Source organism: Serratia sp. CY38905 (assembly GCF_052168875.1).
GTDB lineage: Bacteria > Pseudomonadota > Gammaproteobacteria > Enterobacterales > Enterobacteriaceae > Serratia > Serratia sarumanii.
Genome location: NZ_JBJNLV010000017.1, coordinates 1 through 15,267, shown reverse-complemented (window position 1 = coordinate 15,267; position 15,267 = coordinate 1). Strand labels below are relative to the sequence as shown.

The window sequence follows — 15,267 nt, the reverse complement described above, 5'->3', positions numbered from 1 at the left end:
GTTTGTACTTTGTGTTTTTTAGCGTCAAGGAATTATTTACCGCCCTGCAGCCGGTTATGGTTCGTCTTCGTTGTCGGGGTTTGCATTGTTATGCCAGTCCCGCTGTTCCTCCGTATTGAGGCCGCACGGCGGCTCTGTCTTACTCCACTTACCAGCCCACCAATATTGTCCGTTTCGGCGCTCACAGGTTCCGCAAATCTTGCAAATATGGAGTTTGGTCAATCCATCCAGTAAGTATACGTGACCGTGGGGATTTAAGGCCCGTTCCGTTGTTGTGCGAGCCATTAGCGCCCCTCTCTGGTTATTCCAGCCTGTTTGTAGGCCATGAGTAGCAAATCCTCTTCCGAGGCGTTCAGGCGCGTAAATTCGGCCTTTCCGCCAACGTTTCCGCTGGCATGAACCGGCACCAGCCACGGGTATTGCTCGCGATCTGCTTTTGGGGCCGCGTCCTGGTGATGCCACCGGCACAACGGTAAAACATCCATATGCGCGCCAGCTGCAGTGCGCCCATTTACATGATGCAGACTGACAATTAGCTGGTGGTGCTTATGCAGCCAGCAAGCGGTGCAGGGGAGTTTGGCTAACGCATCCATTACGCGCCGTTCGTCTGCAGTTGGGGTTCGGCCTTTCAGTCCTCGCATTGAGGTTTTGCGGGGTTTGGTAACGGTAAGTGTTGTACGTGGTTTCTGTGCCGATTCCTGTCGCTTAATGCGCTGTTTTTCACGCTGCGCTTCCTGATACTCCGGCGAATGGATACGGGCTAATCGTTTTTCGGCGGATCGTTGTGCTGCCGCCTGGCGTTTTTCCTGTTGATGTTGCCGATAAGCTGGGTCAGCCAGCTTGGTCTTCTGACGTTCGCGCTGCCGTTGCGCTGCGATTCGCTGTTTTTCGTAGAGTGCATCCCGATCCTCTGTACTAGGGGTCTGAGGGCCAATGGAACGAAAACGTACGCTAAGGAAATAACCAATTGTTATAATTGATATTATTCATTCTTCTCTATGAACTGAAAGCCCGCACTAAGCAATGTTTTAGCCTCAAATGACTTTTTTACCTACCCAACTAACGTAACGATCGCACATCAGGTCGTTTTTCAACCGCATAGTGACACCTGCACTCACATGCGAGAAAACACATATGATTTTGACTTCTTGTTTTGGTGGAGAGACAATACCCATTCATAGCAGGAGTACATAATGCCAGAAATTGCATCCCTACAACTTTTCAAAATACTATCTGATGAAACCCGCCTGGGTATCGTGCTACTGCTCAGGGAGATGGGGGAGCTGTGCGTATGCGATCTCTGCACAGCGCTGGAACAATCACAACCCAAGACCTCCCGCCATCTGGCGATGCTTCGGGAAAGTGGCCTGTTGCTGGATCGCAAGCAGGGGAAATGGGTTCATTATCGCTTATCCCCGCATATTCCTTCCTGGGCTGCCCTGGTGATTGAGCAGGCCTGGTTAAGTCAACAGGACGACGTACAGGCCATCGCCCGTAAGCTGGCATCGGCCAACTGCTCTGGCAGCGGTAAGGCTGTTTGTATCTAAAAATTTTGCCTGTACATATATGTTTTTACGAATGTGAGGTGTTAAAGATGAAAATGTTAACGGTGTTTGATCCGGCGATGTGCTGCAGTACCGGCGTTTGTGGTTCAGATGTCGATCAGGTTTTGGTCAATTTTTCTGCTGATGTGCAATGGCTGAAAGGGCGTGGGGTTCAGATCGAACGTTATAACCTGGCGCAGCAGCCTATGAGCTTCGTTGAGAACGAAAAAGCGAAAGCATTCCTTGAGGCTTCTGGAGCTGAAGAGCTTCCGCTGCTGTTGCTTGATGGTGAAACGGTGATGGCCGGGCGATACCCAAAACGCGCTGAACTGGCTCGCTGGTTTGGTATACCGCTGGAAAAGGTGGGTTTAGCTTCCACCAGTTGCTGTGGTGGTAAAACTTCCTGTTGTTGAGTATGTCAGGAGGACATATGAAATTCTTAGAGAATATCCCGTCTTACCTGTTTTTCACCGGTAAGGGAGGTGTAGGCAAAACTTCGATTTCCTGCGCAACGGCTATACGTCTGGCTGAACTGGGAAAGCGTGTTCTGCTTGTCAGTACCGACCCGGCTTCCAATGTCGGTCAGGTATTCGATCAGACTATCGGTAACACTATCCAGCCCGTGACTGCTGTGTCTGGTCTTTCGGCTCTGGAGATTGACCCGCAGGACGCCGCCCAGCAATACCGCGCCAGAATCGTTGACCCTATTAAAGGTCTTTTGCCTGATGACGTTGTTAACAGCATCAGTGAACAGCTTTCAGGAGCTTGTACGACAGAGATCGCTGCATTCGACGAGTTTACTGGCTTACTGACTGACGCTTCTCTGCTGACCCGCTTTGATCACATCATTTTTGATACTGCCCCAACTGGCCACACTATTCGCCTTCTTCAGCTTCCCGGAGCCTGGAGCAGCTTCATCGAAAGTAACCCGGATGGTGCTTCCTGTCTTGGTCCAATGGCTGGGCTGGAAAAACAACGCGAGCAATATGCTCATGCGGTTGAGGCATTATCCGATCCTGAACGAACTCGCCTTGTGCTGGTCGCGCGATTGCAAAAATCAACACTGCAGGAAGTCGCTCGTACTCATGACGAATTATCAGCTATTGGCCTTAAAAATCAGTATTTAGTCATTAACGGTGTCCTGCCTGCGAGCGAAGCAGAACGTGATGCACTGGCCGCTGCAATATGGCAACGGGAGCAAGAGGCGCTGGCAAATCTTCCTGCCGGGTTATCTGATTTGCCGACAGACAACTTATACCTGCAGCCGCTGAACATGGTTGGTGTATCCGCATTGAAAGGCCTGCTCAACGAACACGCTGAGATAACATCGCTTCCTGAACAAAGCCCACAGAACAAGCCAGAGAATATGTCGTTGTCTGTCCTGGTTGATGATATCGCCCGCAGTGAACACGGTTTGATTATGCTGATGGGCAAAGGTGGTGTGGGCAAAACCACAATGGCTGCGGCTATCGCCGTCAGTCTGGCGGATAAGGGTTTTGATGTGCATCTCACCACCTCAGATCCTGCTGCACATCTCAGTACAACGCTCAATGGCAGCCTCAAAAATCTGCAGGTCAGCCGAATCAACCCTCACGATGAAACTGAACGCTATCGTCAGCATGTTCTTGAGACGAAAGGCAGGGATCTGGATGAGGCTGGGAAACGGCTGCTCGAAGAGGATTTACGTTCTCCTTGCACAGAAGAGATTGCGGTGTTCCAGGCGTTTTCACGCGTAATTCGTGAAGCTGGCAAACGGTTTGTGGTCATGGATACGGCACCTACCGGGCATACGCTATTACTGCTTGATGCTACCGGGGCTTATCACCGTGAGATTGCCAGGAAGATGGGGGATAAAGGTCATTTTACCACTCCGATGATGCAGCTTCAGGACCAGGAACGTACCAAAGTTTTGCTGGTCACTCTGCCTGAAACCACACCTGTACTGGAAGCGGCAAACCTGCAGTCCGATCTTGAACGTGCGGGGATTCATCCCTGGGGCTGGATTATCAATAACAGCCTTTCGATTGCACAGACGCAATCGCCGCTGCTTTGCCAGCGCGCCCTACAAGAGCGTCCTCAAATCGAGGTTGTGAAAAACCAGCATGCAAGCCGCATAGCGTTAGTACCGGTAATGGCTGCAGAGCCCACTGGCATCGAGAAACTCAGAGAGCTGGTTGTTTAATTTTTTTTGTATATACAGGGCGGCAAAGCCGTCCTGTCTGGAGGATTTATGTTACTGGCAGGCGCTATTTTTGTCCTGACCATCGTTTTGGTTATCTGGCAACCGAAGGGATTAGGGATCGGCTGGAGTGCGACGCTGGGCGCGGTACTGGCGCTGATCTCTGGCGTAGTCCATTTTGGTGATATCCCTGTAGTGTGGAATATTGTCTGGAATGCGACGGCGACCTTTATTGCCGTGATTATTATCAGCCTTCTGCTCGATGAATCGGGCTTTTTCGAATGGGCGGCGCTGCACGTTTCACGTTGGGGTAACGGTCGCGGGCGTTTGCTGTTTACCTATATCGTTTTGCTCGGCGCAGCGGTGGCGGCACTGTTTGCCAACGATGGTGCGGCATTGATTCTGACGCCAATTGTTATCGCCATGCTGCTTGCATTAGGTTTCAGCAAAGGCACTACGCTGGCATTTGTCATGGCCGCCGGGTTTATTGCCGATACGGCCAGTCTGCCGCTTATCGTGTCCAACCTGGTTAACATCGTTTCTGCAGACTTCTTTGGGCTGGGTTTCACTGAGTATGCGTCGGTAATGGTGCCGGTGGATATCGCAGCCATTATCGCCACGCTGGTGATGCTGCATCTGTTCTTCCGCAAAGATATTCCGCCAACTTACGACCTGGCTCTCCTGAAAGCACCGGCAAAAGCGATTAAAGATCTGGCAACCTTCAGAACCGGCTGGATAGTGTTGATCCTTCTTCTGGTTGGCTTTTTCGTCCTTGAGCCGTTGGGTATCCCGGTCAGTGCGATTGCTGCTGTAGGGGCTGTCATTCTGTTTGCGGTGGCGAAGCGAGGCCATGCCATTAACACTGGCAAAGTGCTTCGCGGTGCGCCATGGCAGATCGTCATATTCTCTCTGGGAATGTATCTGGTGGTCTATGGTCTGCGTAATGCCGGACTAACAGAATACCTCTCCGGTGTGTTGAACGTGCTGGCAGATAAAGGACTTTGGGCCGCGACGTTTGGTACTGGCTTCCTGACGGCTTTCCTCTCTTCCATCATGAACAATATGCCTACCGTGCTGGTTGGTGCTCTCTCTATTGATGGCAGCACTGCAACAGGCGTTATCAAAGAGGCGATGATTTTTGCCAACGTGATTGGCTGCGATCTTGGACCGAAAATTACACCTATTGGTAGCCTGGCAACGTTGCTCTGGCTGCATGTCCTTTCACAGAAGAACATGACCATCACATGGGGATACTATTTCCGCACCGGGATCGTCATGACTCTGCCTGTGCTGTTTGTAACGCTGGCCGCGCTGGCGCTACGTCTCTCTTTCACTTTGTAATGAGATACTGATATGAGCAACATCACCATTTATCACAACCCAGCCTGCGGCACGTCGCGTAATACGCTGGAGATGATCCGCAACAGCGGTATCGAGCCGACCGTTATTCTTTACCTTGAGACTCCACCTTCACGCGATGAGCTGCTCAAACTCATTGCGGATATGGGCATTTCCGTCCGGGCTTTGCTGCGTAAGAACGTCGAGCCGTATGAGGAACTGGGTCTTGCAGAAGATAAATTTACTGACGACCAGCTCATCGACTTTATGCTACAGCATCCGATTCTGATCAACCGTCCGATCGTAGTGACGCCACTGGGAACTAAACTTTGCCGTCCTTCAGAGGTTGTTCTCGATATCCTTCCAGATGCCCAGAAAGCGGCTTTCACCAAGGAAGACGGTGAAAAAGTCGTTGATGATTCAGGTAAAAGACTGAAATAAAGACGAAGGGGGCATTTGCCCCCTTCATTATTACTTCGCCATTTCTTCCAGCAGGTCAATACCAACCGGCTCTTCGCTCTGTAGCGCTGTTAATGCAATACGCTTTGCATACTGCTCTTCCACATCAGAGATGAGAGGCAGCTCGCGGTTCGCCCTGATCTTCAGGAAAGGCGAAGACGGTTGAGCAGCTGCCAGGCTGTTATTAACGACCCATGCCCACGGCTCGATGCCAGCTCGGCGTAGATCCTGCTGCAGGTTAGCGGCTTCCAGTACAGGTGTCGTTTCGGCAAGCGTCACGATAATCACCTTCGTCTTCTCCGGGTCTGCTGCTTTTTCGCTATCACCTGTCTTCGATGTCAGAAAGCGAGAGAATTCGGCTTCATGCTGTCGCCAGAACACACTCATGCAATTGTTGAATGCCTTTAGGGGTCCGCTTGGGAAACGGAAATTATCCCACGCTAAGACTATATTTTGTACAGCAGTGGAGAAGGATGAGAGACCAGCAGTTCATTAACAGGGACTCCTTTTTGCTTAAGCGGCTCAATGGTTCTTTCTATATAAACCGTATTCCAGAGTGTTATCGCCGCCGTATGTAGTGTCAGCGCCGGTGGCGTGGTAACGCTGATCCTCCCACCCCCAGATCCCTGATTTCATTCAGCCGGTGCATGAAGGATGCTCGCCCAAGGGCCTCACCCTTATTCAGCCCCGCCTGTATGCATCGGCCTAAGCCTTTATCGCAAAATCAGTCCAGCATAAACAGCGTCCGATCTCTGCAGAAAATCGCCCTCAGCGCTACGAGTTTGAACGCATTTACTCTGTTTATAGGTAACATTCGCTCCACGATATAATGATATCGGCAACGTATTCAGCATCCTGAGCATGTGTCAGAAGGTGATCAGCCTTACCCAGGGAAATGAAACTCTTGGGATGCTTAGCTGCTTTGAATATTTTCTCGGCCTGCTCAATTAACACGGTATCATCTTCAGTCGCATGAAAAATCAGCAGAGGTTTGTTCATGGCGAACACCTTATGAGCGATTTTGTGTTCCTGAATATTGTCCAGCATCTGTTTCTTTAACGTAAATACCCGCCCGGCCAGCTCAACGGGATAGGCTCCATGCTGGTTAATGTTTTCAACATCATCCTTAAAAAGACGTTTTACGTGTGTCAGTTCTCCGGGTGATCCTATGGTGACAATGGCCTTTGCCTCAGGAACTTCGCCGGCGATAGACAGGATGGCCGATCCCCCCAGGCTATGACCGATGAGCAAAGAAGGCGCTTCGTACTGTCGGCGGAGATAATCTACCGCGCAAAGCAGGTCCGAAATATTGGATGAGAAGTTGGTGTTGGAAAAATCCCCTTCGCTGTTTCCCAGACCAGTAAAATAAAACCGGAGAACGGCGATAGCTTTCTCTGTCAGTTTCCGCGCAATACGCGCCGCGCCTTTGAGGTCTTTGCCACACGTAAAATAATGAGCTAACAGCGCAAACGCTTTAGGATTTTCAGGAAGTTCAAGCAATCCGGCCAGTTCTTCACCCGCCGCATTTTTGAACGTAAATTTTAGTTTTTTCATAGGATATTCCGGGCCTTAAACTGATGTCATATGTTTGATCGCAGGAGAAAAATAATCTTCTGCTCTGCATCTGGCATAACGCGTTTTCCGTCCTCCACTGGGGATGTGAAACAGAATTCATTCCGAATGCCTGTCCTCACCTTCCAGTTTGGAAGCTGGTTATTGCTTCCTGTTCGGCGATCACTTACGCTATGCTACCAACTAGATGGTAGTTTACAAGGCTTTTGTGAGGACTTCTCGAATGGCCAGGTGCGCGCTCATTCTTAAAATATCACTGGCAATGCTGGCATTTGCGGCAAACTCCATTCTGTGTCGTCTGGCCCTGCAGGGAGGCCACATTGATCCCCTTTCATTCAGCAGCCTCAGGCTGGCCAGTGGTGCATTCGTCCTGTCCCCCTTCCTCTTTTATCACGCCAGGACCACATTATCGCTGTGGCGTCCGCTGAGCGGGTTTTACCTCATGGCGTATGCGGTGCTGTTTTCTGTCGCCTATATCCATCTCGATACCGGGGCTGGTGCGCTGTTACTTTTTGGTGCCGTACAGTTTGCGATGGTGATCCACGGATTATTTAAAGGAGAATCACTCTCCGCTATGCGGGCTTGCGGTTTAGTTCTGGCTCTGACGGGAATTGCTGCCCTGCTGTTACCCGGGACGAAGGCACCGCCGCTTTACAGTGCACTTATGATGATCGTTTCCGGATTAGCCTGGGCTTCAACGGCGGCTAATTTTATTCTCGCAGCGCCGATGGCTCTCGCTCTTACGTTGCTGTTTATGAAGCAGGGTCACTCTGATGCTGCAGGCATTGCTTTGTCATTGCTGTCCGGTGCCGTCGCCTCAGCCGGTGCCTATGTATTGTGGTATACCCTTTTACCCTCCCTCGGCTCTATTACCGCCAGTATCCTTCAGCTCAGCGTTCCCTGCCTGGCAATGCTAGGGGGTGTGGTATTCCTGGGTGAATCACTGACGGTCAGAACGATATTTTCTGCCCTGGCAGTGCTGACTGGCATTGTGATGGTGACACGCGAGAAATCCCCCCGTCAGCCGATGGCAAAGGCGAGAAAACCTCAATAACGCAATTAATTCATGCAGTTGTAATGATTCTCTTATGTTAATCACACGAGCCAGTTTTCCCGCTCCGGCATCAGACTGACAGGAATACTGAGGTCGACGTTTCAGACTACACCTAAGGCAGGTTCATGAAATGAAATATGATTTTGATGAGTACGTAAGCAGAGAGAAAACAGACAGTCTTACCGTGGACGGCTGGCGGGAATACCTGTTTGCGGGGCAGTCCGAATTTGCAATGCGGTATCCGGCAGAAGGGCTAATCAACCTCTGGGTTGCTGACATGGCTTTTGCCACACCAGAGCCGATTCTTCAGGCCATCAGAGACCGTCTGGATAGAAAAATACTCGGCTACACTAAAATCTACGACGAAGAATACTATGAAATCTTTGGCAACTGGTGTGAGCGACAATATGGTCACCGTTTCAAAACGGAAGACATTGTGCTGTCTCCGGGCATTATTCCCGCGCTGAACCGTCTCGTCCCGCTTCTGACCGACAAGGATGACAGTATTCTTATTATGACGCCTTCATATGGCCCGTTTAAAAAGGCGGGTGAATACAGTCAGCGTCGCGTGGTGTACTCGGCGTTAAAAAAATCAGCAGGTGGCTGGGAACCTGACTGGGAAGACTTTACACGCAAAGCCAGTCAGGCCGACTTACGTGTGAAAATTCTTTTCCTGTGTAATCCGCATAACCCGACCGGACGAGTCTGGCGGCCTGATGAACTTAAGCGGATTATTGAAATTTGCCTGGCCAATGATATCTGGGTGATATCTGACGAAATTCACTGTGACCTGTCCCGAAGTGGTATCGGTCATACACCGGCCGCCTCTCTTTTCCCTGATTCTACACGCATTATTACCTGCATGTCCTCGAGTAAAACATTCAATCTGGCCGGGAATTTGTTGGCAAATATCATTATTCCGGATCCCGGTGTCAGAAGCGAGTGGCGTCTCAGACACGACGAGTTCATCTCTCCGCTGAGCCTGGCAGCAAACAAAGCGGCGTGGAGTGAATGCGATGACTGGCTTGTCCATCTGAGGGAATATATTGACGGCAATTTCCAGTACCTGCACGACTACCTCAAAAGCTATTTACCCGAAACCAGGTTCTCGATCCCCGAAGGGACATATCTGGCCTGGATAGATATTAGCCACTACCTGCCCGACACTGTGGGTGAGGATTTATCGCTGTATTTTGCCCGGGAGTCAGGGGTGCTTCTTGAAGGGGGCTTGCTGTTTGTCGACAATGGGGAAGGACATATCCGGTTAAATCTGGCGTGCCCACGGACTATGCTGACAGCAGGGATGAAAAGAATTTCACAGGTACTGCGGACACCGGCCCCTAACAGGGTATAACCCCTTTCTCTTTGGCAGTTTGTCCTGTCAGGATGTCGTCAGAACCCGGCATAACACCCTGTGCCGGGAACAAAAAAGGCACGGATGAACAGGTTGTGAATATCCTGAGTGAAGCCTGCTGATGACATTTCTGGCGACAAAAAAATGCCGCCCGTAAAGGGGCGGCTCTTGTCAACGTACCGGGGTTATCGTCTGACCGCCATAATGCCGGCATCGACATCCCAGATAGCGCCCGTCACCCATGATGTTTTGTCAGACAACAGGAATAGAATGGTGTTTGCCACATCCTCTGCGGTTCCGACGCGGCCTAACGGGTGGAAATCGTTCAACGACTTCATAGCATCAGCGATATCCGCTTTGTCCATGAAGCCTTCGTATATTGGTGTATGAACAATCCCGGGAGACACAGCGTTGACACGAATACCCGCGCTGGCCAGTTCAATCGCCAGATTACGCGTCAGGGCATGCAGACCCGCTTTTGCCATTGAATAGGCCGAGGACGGCGAGTCACCCAGTGCTGCCTGGGCACCAATCGAACCGACGTTGACGATAGACCCTTCGAGCTTCGCGGCGAGCATGTTCTTCACGACATCCTGCGTAATAAAGAACGTGGCGCGGTTCAGCGAAAAGTACATGTCATAATCGGCAAAGCTGTGCTCGGTAAACCCTTTCGGCATAAAGATCCCGGCGGCATTTACCATCAGGCTGATATCGCGATGGCTGGCATTGATTTCATGACGGATAGTTTCCATACCTTCTTCAGTCATCAGGTTGGCCGCGATGACCGCCACCGGTCCCAGCGGGCTCAGCTCTTTTTGTACCGCTTCGGCTTTGTCTTTTTTATTCCCGGTCAGCACCACACTGCCGCCCGCTTCCAGTACCATGCGTGCCACGGCGAGACCCATGCCGCTGGTGCCGCCGACGACAAGCAGTTTTTTACCTTTGAAAAATGTATTCATTTTCAGACTCCATTACTGGTGGGTAAGACGTTGCCGGCAGCGTGAAACTGCCGGCGGTTGACGGATTAAATGCTGCAGCCATCCGTTCCGCAGGTCTGACCCGCTGTGGCTGAAAATTCGGTTTGCTGTTCATCCCAGACCTGACGCAGGGCATTCAAAAAGTTGTCTGCCCCCTGAGCCCCGCTGATGGCGTATTTCTCGTTCATCACAAAAACCGGAACGCCGCTGAGGCCAATAGACTGTGCGTGGGCTTCATCGTCGGAAACGGTGGCGCGAAAATCGTCATTTTCCAGAGCGGCTTCGGCGTCAGCTTTCTCCATACCGGCTTCTACGGCCATTGCAACGAGCTGCTGACGGTCAAAGAGAGAGCGACCTTCGGTGATACTGCCGTGATAAAAACGTTCTTCCACCGCGTCCGCAATTCCGGCCTTACGCGCGGCAACCAGCAGGGTGTGTGCATCTTCTGTATCACCAAACATCATGCCGTCAAAGTTGTAGATCAGACCTTCAGATTTACCGGCGGTGCCCACCTGATTCATCATCAGCTCCGCTGAATGCTGACTGCCCAGTTTTTTAACGATGGCATCCTTAAAAGGCATAGCGGGAGTACCACCGGCCAGACGGTAGCTGTGATGACGGATCACCACCTGATCGCGAAATTCAAAGCGATTCAGACCCTGTTCAAATCTTTTCTTAGCAATCCAGCACCACGGGCAGACCAAATCTGACCAGATATCGATGGTGAGGGTGGGTTTCAGCGTTTGCATAATGATTCCTCAAAGACCTTGGGCGGTCGGGTCTCACTTATCAGAGAACCGCGACCGTATGGGATTTATTGCGCCTGCCAGACCGGGTAATCGGTATAGCCTTTTTCCGGGGAACCACTGACGCCGTAGTAGGTGGCGCGGTCACTTTCTGCCAGTGGCCAGCCGTTTTGCATTCTTTCAACCAGATCCGGGTTAGCGATGTAGGGCACACCAAATGCCACCAGATCCAGCTCATCATCTTCCAGAGCCTGCTCTGCGATATCACGGGTGAAACCGCCGGCAGCGATGATGGTGCCTTTAAACGTGTTGCGAAAACGGCGGCGGAATCCTTCCGGAAGTGGCGCTTTGGTGTACACCGGCTGATAGTAAAGGTGTACGTAAGCCAGCTCCCGCTGACCGAGCGCGTCGGTGATGGCTGACCAGGTTTGCTCTTCACCTTCATACGGCGCGAGGTCATAAATGCGGCCGAACGGTGACAGGCGCACGGCAACGTGGCTGTTACCCACGGCTTCCGCCACGGCGTCAATGGTCTCCAGCAGGAAACGCTGACGATTTTCCACCGAGCCGCCGTATTCGTCGGTGCGGGTGTTCAGTTCGCTACTGAGGAACTGGTCAAAGATGAATCCGTTTGCAGCCATGATTTCCACACCGTCAAAGCCGGCTTCCATCGCCAGGCGTGCGGAGTGCACGAAGTCTGCAGTGATGCGTTTCACTTCATGCGTTTCCAGCGCGCGTGGCTGGCTTGGTACAACCGGGCCCGGTTCTCCGGATTCAGTCAGCGCAAAAACGGTGGTATTGACCGCCTGAACGGTGCCCGCTGAAACCGGCGCTATGTGGCCTGGCTGAAGAGAGACGTGAGACATACGGCCGACGTGCCAGAGCTGCGCGAAAATACGGCCACCTTTGGCGTGAACCGCTTGTGTCACCTTACGCCAGCCCTGGACGTGTTCGTCGTTGTAGATACCAGGGGTATAGAGGTAACCCCGGCCTTCTTCTGAAACCGGCATCCCTTCGGTGATGAGCAGGCCAGCAGAAGCACGCTGTGCATAGTACAAAGCCACGACCTCATCCGGCACGTCATTCATGGTGCGGGTGCGGGTCATCGGTGCCATGACTACACGGTTTTTTAACGCCAGGCCAGACAGATTGTAGGGGGTGAAAAGCTTACTCATCGTATACCTCACAGAAACAAAAAGGAGTATCCCGGCAGGGATTTGCACAACCCGGAAGTATCATCGACCGGACGTCGCGCACTGGAGTTGCATAAACATCTGATGGATGGCAATATACCAACCATCTAGTAGGTAGGTCAACAGGTGTGCCGTATTTTTTTGTCATAACGCAGCCATTTCTGAATTGTCACTCATTTTGCGAGGTCATCACCATGCGTACATTAACAGCTTATAACGAAGATAATTTCCGCCAGATAGAGCAGTACAAAGGAATATCGGTGGTACGTTTCTCTGCACCCTGGTGTCCGCCCTGTCAGGCCAGCGAAGAAATGTTCAGTCAGTTTGCAGACCGGCTCGATGGAGACATTCAGGTGGGGAAAGTCAATGTAGATCAGGCGCCGGTGCTGACAACCAAATACGAGATCTGGGGGCTGCCGTCTGTGCTGATATTTCATGAAGGGCAATTAGTTAAACGCATACCGGGTGTGAAACCTGCATCGGTATATGCTCAGGCGATTGCGGACATAAAAAAAGGGCAGTAATGCCCTTTTAACGTGGAATTTATTAATGCTTAACCGCGTGCCTGACCGACGGCATCCAGAGTGCGGGCTGAATAAATGACCGCCGCGCCAGCGTTGAGGTTAATCGCCACGCCCAGCGCTTCAGCAATTTCAGCGTCGGTTGCACCGGCTTTCACAGCGGCGTCGGCGTGAAAAGCAATACAGCCGTCGCAGCGGGTTGTGACTGCGCACGCCAGGGCAATGAGTTCACGCACTTTTGCGCCCAAAAGGTCAGTTTTGTTACCTGCGTTGCCCAGGGCAACCACGCCTTTCATGGTCTCGGGGGTCAGTTTGCCCAACTCGCCTAAACGTTGCATTAACTCTGAGCGATAGTTGTTCCAGTCCAGCATAGTGTCATTCTCCTGAATGAGGGGTATTAAGAAGCAGTTTTATATACTTAAGGCTGTTGGCGAAGACTTCGGGTCTGGCCGTTGCATGCGCCACTACGCTTGAGCCTTCACAGACATTAATGATCATCAAAGCAATATCTGATGGTTCGGCATGGGATGAAAACTCACCTGACTCCATGCCCGCCCTGACGACTTTTGTGAGCCACTCGATTTGCATATCGAAATAAAGTGATGTCTGTACAGTAATTGCCTGAGGCAGATTGGCGGTCTCTGCTGACAACGCACAACACAGTGGCAGTAGTGAAGCTTTATGGCTTTGCGCGAAGATATCGATGTAGGCCGCAATTCTTTTCTCCGCGCTTTTCTCAGTAGCCTCTATCTGCTCAAATACGCGTTGCGTATCAGAGAACGCCTGTATTACCACCTGCTCACCCAGAATATCTTTGGTCGGGAAATGGTGATGAATACTGGCCTTGGTGATACCCACTATTTTTGATAAATCAGCATAGCTGAATGCTGAATACCCTTTTTCGCGCATCAGGTGTTCTGCTTCGCTGAGCAGCCGTTCCCGTGTCATGGTTGTCATAATTACTCCATATAATCTACTAGTTGATAGATTATATTGTTGCTATTTTTCCGTAGCAAGTTGTATCACTGACTCAGTATCGTGCAGAGCTGAACGTCACTGCCATCCTGCATTCTGAATGGCAGCATTACATCTCTGACATCACGCCAGGCGTGTAATCATTTCAACCGGATTAGCCAGAGTATCGTGGATTGGCGAATTCTTTTGCATTTCGCTGACCAGCGCTTCTAACTCCTCGCGACTGGCGGTCTTGCTCGTAAGGTGAACATCGACGCGAATAGATTTCGCACCTTTACGCACGTTGCTGTCCAGCCCAAGGAAGCCGTTGAGGTTGATATCGAAATTAAGATCCAGCTCGATACCGTCCAGGTCGATCCCTTTTTCAGCAGCCATCATGGTAAGGGTGGCGGTATAACAGCCAGCCAGCGCCTGCATGATGTATTCAGTCGGGCTCATGCCGGTATCGGTGCCGAGTAAACCTGCGGGTTCATCACCGATATTAGAAAATTTCCCCACACGGCTGGTATCGATAACGCCGTTCTGGATTGTGGCGCCGGTCTCTGTGCGAATGGTTAATCCGCCGCTGGAACGGGCTTTCATCTGGAAAGTCAGGTTACCCAGGCCAGGCTGGCTGCGAACTGCTTCACGGGTATTGTGGATCGCAGCTGCGTCTGCAGAAGGTTTAACGGTAGTAGACATAATGGCTCCTGTAATTTCTTGATAAAAGGTATAGCTGGTGTAATCAGTACCAACCATCTAGTTGGTAGATTAGTATCGCGAACCTCTTTTGTCTACTCTTTTATAAAAAATAGGGGGGAAAAGAACCCAGCAGGCTGTTTTATTTCATAATAACCATTTGATTTTTTTTATAATCTTCCCAGCCGCTCACTCTTGCAGCAATCCAGCCTTTACCCGAAGGATAGTCTGGCGGGTGGTATTAAATTCCCGGGCAATAGCACTGATACTGATGCCAGCATTTAGGCGCTCTGTCACTGTTTGCTTTTGTTCCTCGCTCAGGATGGGGGGGCGACCGAAGCGTTTTCCAGCCGCTTTTGCCCTCGCAATACCTGAATACGTTCGCTCAAGCAGCAAATCCCGCTCAAACTCCGCTACAGCAGAAATTACCTGCATAGTCATTTTTCCGGCCGGACTGGTCAAGTCAACGCCTCCGAGTGCGAGACAATGAACGCGAATATCTAAAGCCGCCAGTTGCTCTACTGTTTTTCGGATATCCATCGCATTACGACCCAGACGGGGCACTGTTGCAAATAGTCGGTGGTGATAAACTTATCATCCCCTTTTGCTGATGGAGCTGCACATGAACCCATTCAAAGGCCGGCATTTTCAGCGTGACATCATTCTGTGGGCCGTAC

General features: G+C 51.2%; 18 protein-coding genes and 2 pseudogenes. 8 read left to right on the top strand and 12 right to left on the bottom strand.

The window, feature by feature from the left end; translation table 11 throughout:
• Positions 1–284: 284 nt before the first annotated feature.
• Both ACJ8MK_RS23485 and ACJ8MK_RS23480 read right to left on the bottom strand, forming a co-directional pair.
• Positions 285–641 carry a Ref family recombination enhancement nuclease gene (locus ACJ8MK_RS23485; protein ID WP_077253206.1) on the bottom strand — a complete coding sequence of 119 codons (357 nt, stop codon included), beginning with the start codon at positions 639–641 and terminating at the stop codon, positions 285–287.
• Positions 642–760: 119 nt separating this feature from the next.
• Positions 761–901 (bottom strand): hypothetical protein, encoded by a 141-nt coding sequence (locus tag ACJ8MK_RS23480; protein ID WP_004118614.1) that lies wholly within the window; start codon positions 899–901, stop codon positions 761–763.
• A gap of 292 nt (positions 902–1,193) precedes the next feature.
• Between ACJ8MK_RS23480 and arsR the strand changes: the two genes are divergently transcribed.
• The 5 genes from arsR to arsC are packed head-to-tail and all read left to right on the top strand — an operon-like array spanning position 1,194 to position 5,502.
• Positions 1,194–1,547 (top strand): As(III)-sensing metalloregulatory transcriptional repressor ArsR, encoded by a 354-nt coding sequence (gene arsR / locus ACJ8MK_RS23475; RefSeq protein WP_001114073.1) that lies wholly within the window; start codon positions 1,194–1,196, stop codon positions 1,545–1,547.
• 47 nt (positions 1,548–1,594) lie between these two features.
• Positions 1,595–1,957 (top strand): arsenite efflux transporter metallochaperone ArsD, encoded by a 363-nt coding sequence (gene arsD, locus ACJ8MK_RS23470; protein WP_020324593.1) that lies wholly within the window; start codon positions 1,595–1,597, stop codon positions 1,955–1,957.
• Positions 1,958–1,974: 17 nt separating this feature from the next.
• Positions 1,975–3,726 (top strand): arsenite efflux transporter ATPase subunit ArsA, encoded by a 1,752-nt coding sequence (arsA, locus tag ACJ8MK_RS23465; protein ID WP_001556710.1) that lies wholly within the window; start codon positions 1,975–1,977, stop codon positions 3,724–3,726.
• 48 nt (positions 3,727–3,774) lie between these two features.
• Positions 3,775–5,064 carry an arsenite efflux transporter membrane subunit ArsB gene (gene arsB, locus ACJ8MK_RS23460; RefSeq protein WP_000922630.1) on the top strand — a complete coding sequence of 430 codons (1,290 nt, stop codon included), beginning with the start codon at positions 3,775–3,777 and terminating at the stop codon, positions 5,062–5,064.
• Between the two features lie 12 nt (positions 5,065–5,076).
• On the top strand, positions 5,077–5,502 hold the full coding sequence (arsC, locus tag ACJ8MK_RS23455) for a glutaredoxin-dependent arsenate reductase (RefSeq protein WP_000065758.1): 426 nt from the start codon (positions 5,077–5,079) through the stop codon (positions 5,500–5,502).
• A 30-nt stretch (positions 5,503–5,532) separates the two neighbouring features.
• Here arsC and ACJ8MK_RS23450 read toward each other — a convergent pair whose 3' ends face one another.
• The 3 genes and pseudogenes from ACJ8MK_RS23450 to ACJ8MK_RS23440 form a co-directional block, all read right to left on the bottom strand.
• Positions 5,533–5,907 carry an ArsA-related P-loop ATPase gene (locus ACJ8MK_RS23450; protein ID WP_000110555.1) on the bottom strand — a complete coding sequence of 125 codons (375 nt, stop codon included), beginning with the start codon at positions 5,905–5,907 and terminating at the stop codon, positions 5,533–5,535.
• Positions 5,908–5,981: 74 nt separating this feature from the next.
• Positions 5,982–6,295 (bottom strand): annotated as a pseudogene (locus ACJ8MK_RS23445) (Tn3 family transposase); the annotation flags it as partial.
• A gap of 26 nt (positions 6,296–6,321) precedes the next feature.
• A complete protein-coding gene (locus ACJ8MK_RS23440) occupies positions 6,322–7,074 on the bottom strand; it encodes an alpha/beta hydrolase family protein (RefSeq protein WP_020324592.1) in 753 nt (250 codons plus the stop codon).
• 241 nt (positions 7,075–7,315) lie between these two features.
• Between ACJ8MK_RS23440 and ACJ8MK_RS23435 the strand changes: the two genes are divergently transcribed.
• A complete protein-coding gene (locus tag ACJ8MK_RS23435) occupies positions 7,316–8,146 on the top strand; it encodes a DMT family transporter (RefSeq protein WP_020324597.1) in 831 nt (276 codons plus the stop codon).
• Between the two features lie 130 nt (positions 8,147–8,276).
• A complete protein-coding gene (locus tag ACJ8MK_RS23430; RefSeq protein ID WP_000872613.1) occupies positions 8,277–9,500 on the top strand; it encodes a MalY/PatB family protein in 1,224 nt (407 codons plus the stop codon).
• A gap of 185 nt (positions 9,501–9,685) precedes the next feature.
• Here the strand turns inward: ACJ8MK_RS23430 and ACJ8MK_RS23425 are convergent, their stop codons facing one another.
• From ACJ8MK_RS23425 to ACJ8MK_RS23415, 3 genes are all read right to left on the bottom strand, one after another.
• Positions 9,686–10,459, bottom strand: coding sequence for an SDR family NAD(P)-dependent oxidoreductase (locus ACJ8MK_RS23425; RefSeq protein ID WP_001091224.1), 774 nt, complete (start codon positions 10,457–10,459; stop codon positions 9,686–9,688).
• Between the two features lie 65 nt (positions 10,460–10,524).
• Complete coding sequence (locus ACJ8MK_RS23420) at positions 10,525–11,226, bottom strand: DsbA family oxidoreductase (protein ID WP_008502228.1); 702 nt, start codon at positions 11,224–11,226, stop codon at positions 10,525–10,527.
• Positions 11,227–11,291: 65 nt separating this feature from the next.
• Positions 11,292–12,398, bottom strand: coding sequence for an alkene reductase (locus tag ACJ8MK_RS23415; protein ID WP_006687059.1), 1,107 nt, complete (start codon positions 12,396–12,398; stop codon positions 11,292–11,294).
• Between the two features lie 212 nt (positions 12,399–12,610).
• Here ACJ8MK_RS23415 and ACJ8MK_RS23410 point away from each other — a divergent pair, with 212 nt between their 5' ends.
• Positions 12,611–12,940 (top strand): thioredoxin family protein, encoded by a 330-nt coding sequence (locus tag ACJ8MK_RS23410; protein WP_008502229.1) that lies wholly within the window; start codon positions 12,611–12,613, stop codon positions 12,938–12,940.
• A 29-nt stretch (positions 12,941–12,969) separates the two neighbouring features.
• Here ACJ8MK_RS23410 and ACJ8MK_RS23405 read toward each other — a convergent pair whose 3' ends face one another.
• The 4 genes and pseudogenes from ACJ8MK_RS23405 to ACJ8MK_RS23390 all read right to left on the bottom strand — a co-directional run.
• Positions 12,970–13,308: a carboxymuconolactone decarboxylase family protein gene (locus ACJ8MK_RS23405; protein ID WP_000888080.1), complete on the bottom strand. Its 339-nt coding sequence runs from the start codon at positions 13,306–13,308 to the stop codon at positions 12,970–12,972.
• Positions 13,309–13,312: 4 nt separating this feature from the next.
• A complete protein-coding gene (locus ACJ8MK_RS23400; RefSeq protein WP_008502230.1) occupies positions 13,313–13,894 on the bottom strand; it encodes a TetR/AcrR family transcriptional regulator in 582 nt (193 codons plus the stop codon).
• Positions 13,895–14,035: 141 nt separating this feature from the next.
• The gene (locus ACJ8MK_RS23395) at positions 14,036–14,593 is read right to left on the bottom strand and encodes an OsmC family protein (protein ID WP_032445547.1); all 558 of its coding nucleotides are present in this window, start codon (positions 14,591–14,593) and stop codon (positions 14,036–14,038) included.
• Positions 14,594–14,779: 186 nt separating this feature from the next.
• Positions 14,780–15,148, bottom strand: a pseudogene (locus tag ACJ8MK_RS23390) (recombinase family protein); the annotation flags it as partial.
• Between the last annotated feature and the right edge of the window lie 119 nt (positions 15,149–15,267).

What these genes read in the sequence shown, in the direction of transcription:
- ACJ8MK_RS23480 (WP_004118614.1), bottom strand. Translation starts at nt 901, where the DNA reads ATGCACTCTACGAAAAACAGCGAATCGCAGCGCAACGGCAGCGCGAAC.
- arsD (WP_020324593.1), top strand. Translation starts at nt 1,595, where the DNA reads ATGAAAATGTTAACGGTGTTTGATCCGGCGATGTGCTGCAGTACCGGC.
- ACJ8MK_RS23415 (WP_006687059.1), bottom strand. Translation starts at nt 12,398, where the DNA reads ATGAGTAAGCTTTTCACCCCCTACAATCTGTCTGGCCTGGCGTTAAAA.
- ACJ8MK_RS23425 (WP_001091224.1), bottom strand. Translation starts at nt 10,459, where the DNA reads ATGAATACATTTTTCAAAGGTAAAAAACTGCTTGTCGTCGGCGGCACC.
- arsC (WP_000065758.1), top strand. Translation starts at nt 5,077, where the DNA reads ATGAGCAACATCACCATTTATCACAACCCAGCCTGCGGCACGTCGCGT.
- arsA (WP_001556710.1), top strand. Translation starts at nt 1,975, where the DNA reads ATGAAATTCTTAGAGAATATCCCGTCTTACCTGTTTTTCACCGGTAAG.
- ACJ8MK_RS23400 (WP_008502230.1), bottom strand. Translation starts at nt 13,894, where the DNA reads ATGACAACCATGACACGGGAACGGCTGCTCAGCGAAGCAGAACACCTG.
- ACJ8MK_RS23435 (WP_020324597.1), top strand. Translation starts at nt 7,316, where the DNA reads ATGGCCAGGTGCGCGCTCATTCTTAAAATATCACTGGCAATGCTGGCA.
- ACJ8MK_RS23440 (WP_020324592.1), bottom strand. Translation starts at nt 7,074, where the DNA reads ATGAAAAAACTAAAATTTACGTTCAAAAATGCGGCGGGTGAAGAACTG.
- ACJ8MK_RS23450 (WP_000110555.1), bottom strand. Translation starts at nt 5,907, where the DNA reads ATGAGTGTGTTCTGGCGACAGCATGAAGCCGAATTCTCTCGCTTTCTG.
- arsB (WP_000922630.1), top strand. Translation starts at nt 3,775, where the DNA reads ATGTTACTGGCAGGCGCTATTTTTGTCCTGACCATCGTTTTGGTTATC.
- arsR (WP_001114073.1), top strand. Translation starts at nt 1,194, where the DNA reads ATGCCAGAAATTGCATCCCTACAACTTTTCAAAATACTATCTGATGAA.
- ACJ8MK_RS23485 (WP_077253206.1), bottom strand. Translation starts at nt 641, where the DNA reads ATGCGAGGACTGAAAGGCCGAACCCCAACTGCAGACGAACGGCGCGTA.
- ACJ8MK_RS23420 (WP_008502228.1), bottom strand. Translation starts at nt 11,226, where the DNA reads ATGCAAACGCTGAAACCCACCCTCACCATCGATATCTGGTCAGATTTG.
- ACJ8MK_RS23430 (WP_000872613.1), top strand. Translation starts at nt 8,277, where the DNA reads ATGAAATATGATTTTGATGAGTACGTAAGCAGAGAGAAAACAGACAGT.
- ACJ8MK_RS23395 (WP_032445547.1), bottom strand. Translation starts at nt 14,593, where the DNA reads ATGTCTACTACCGTTAAACCTTCTGCAGACGCAGCTGCGATCCACAAT.
- ACJ8MK_RS23410 (WP_008502229.1), top strand. Translation starts at nt 12,611, where the DNA reads ATGCGTACATTAACAGCTTATAACGAAGATAATTTCCGCCAGATAGAG.
- ACJ8MK_RS23405 (WP_000888080.1), bottom strand. Translation starts at nt 13,308, where the DNA reads ATGCTGGACTGGAACAACTATCGCTCAGAGTTAATGCAACGTTTAGGC.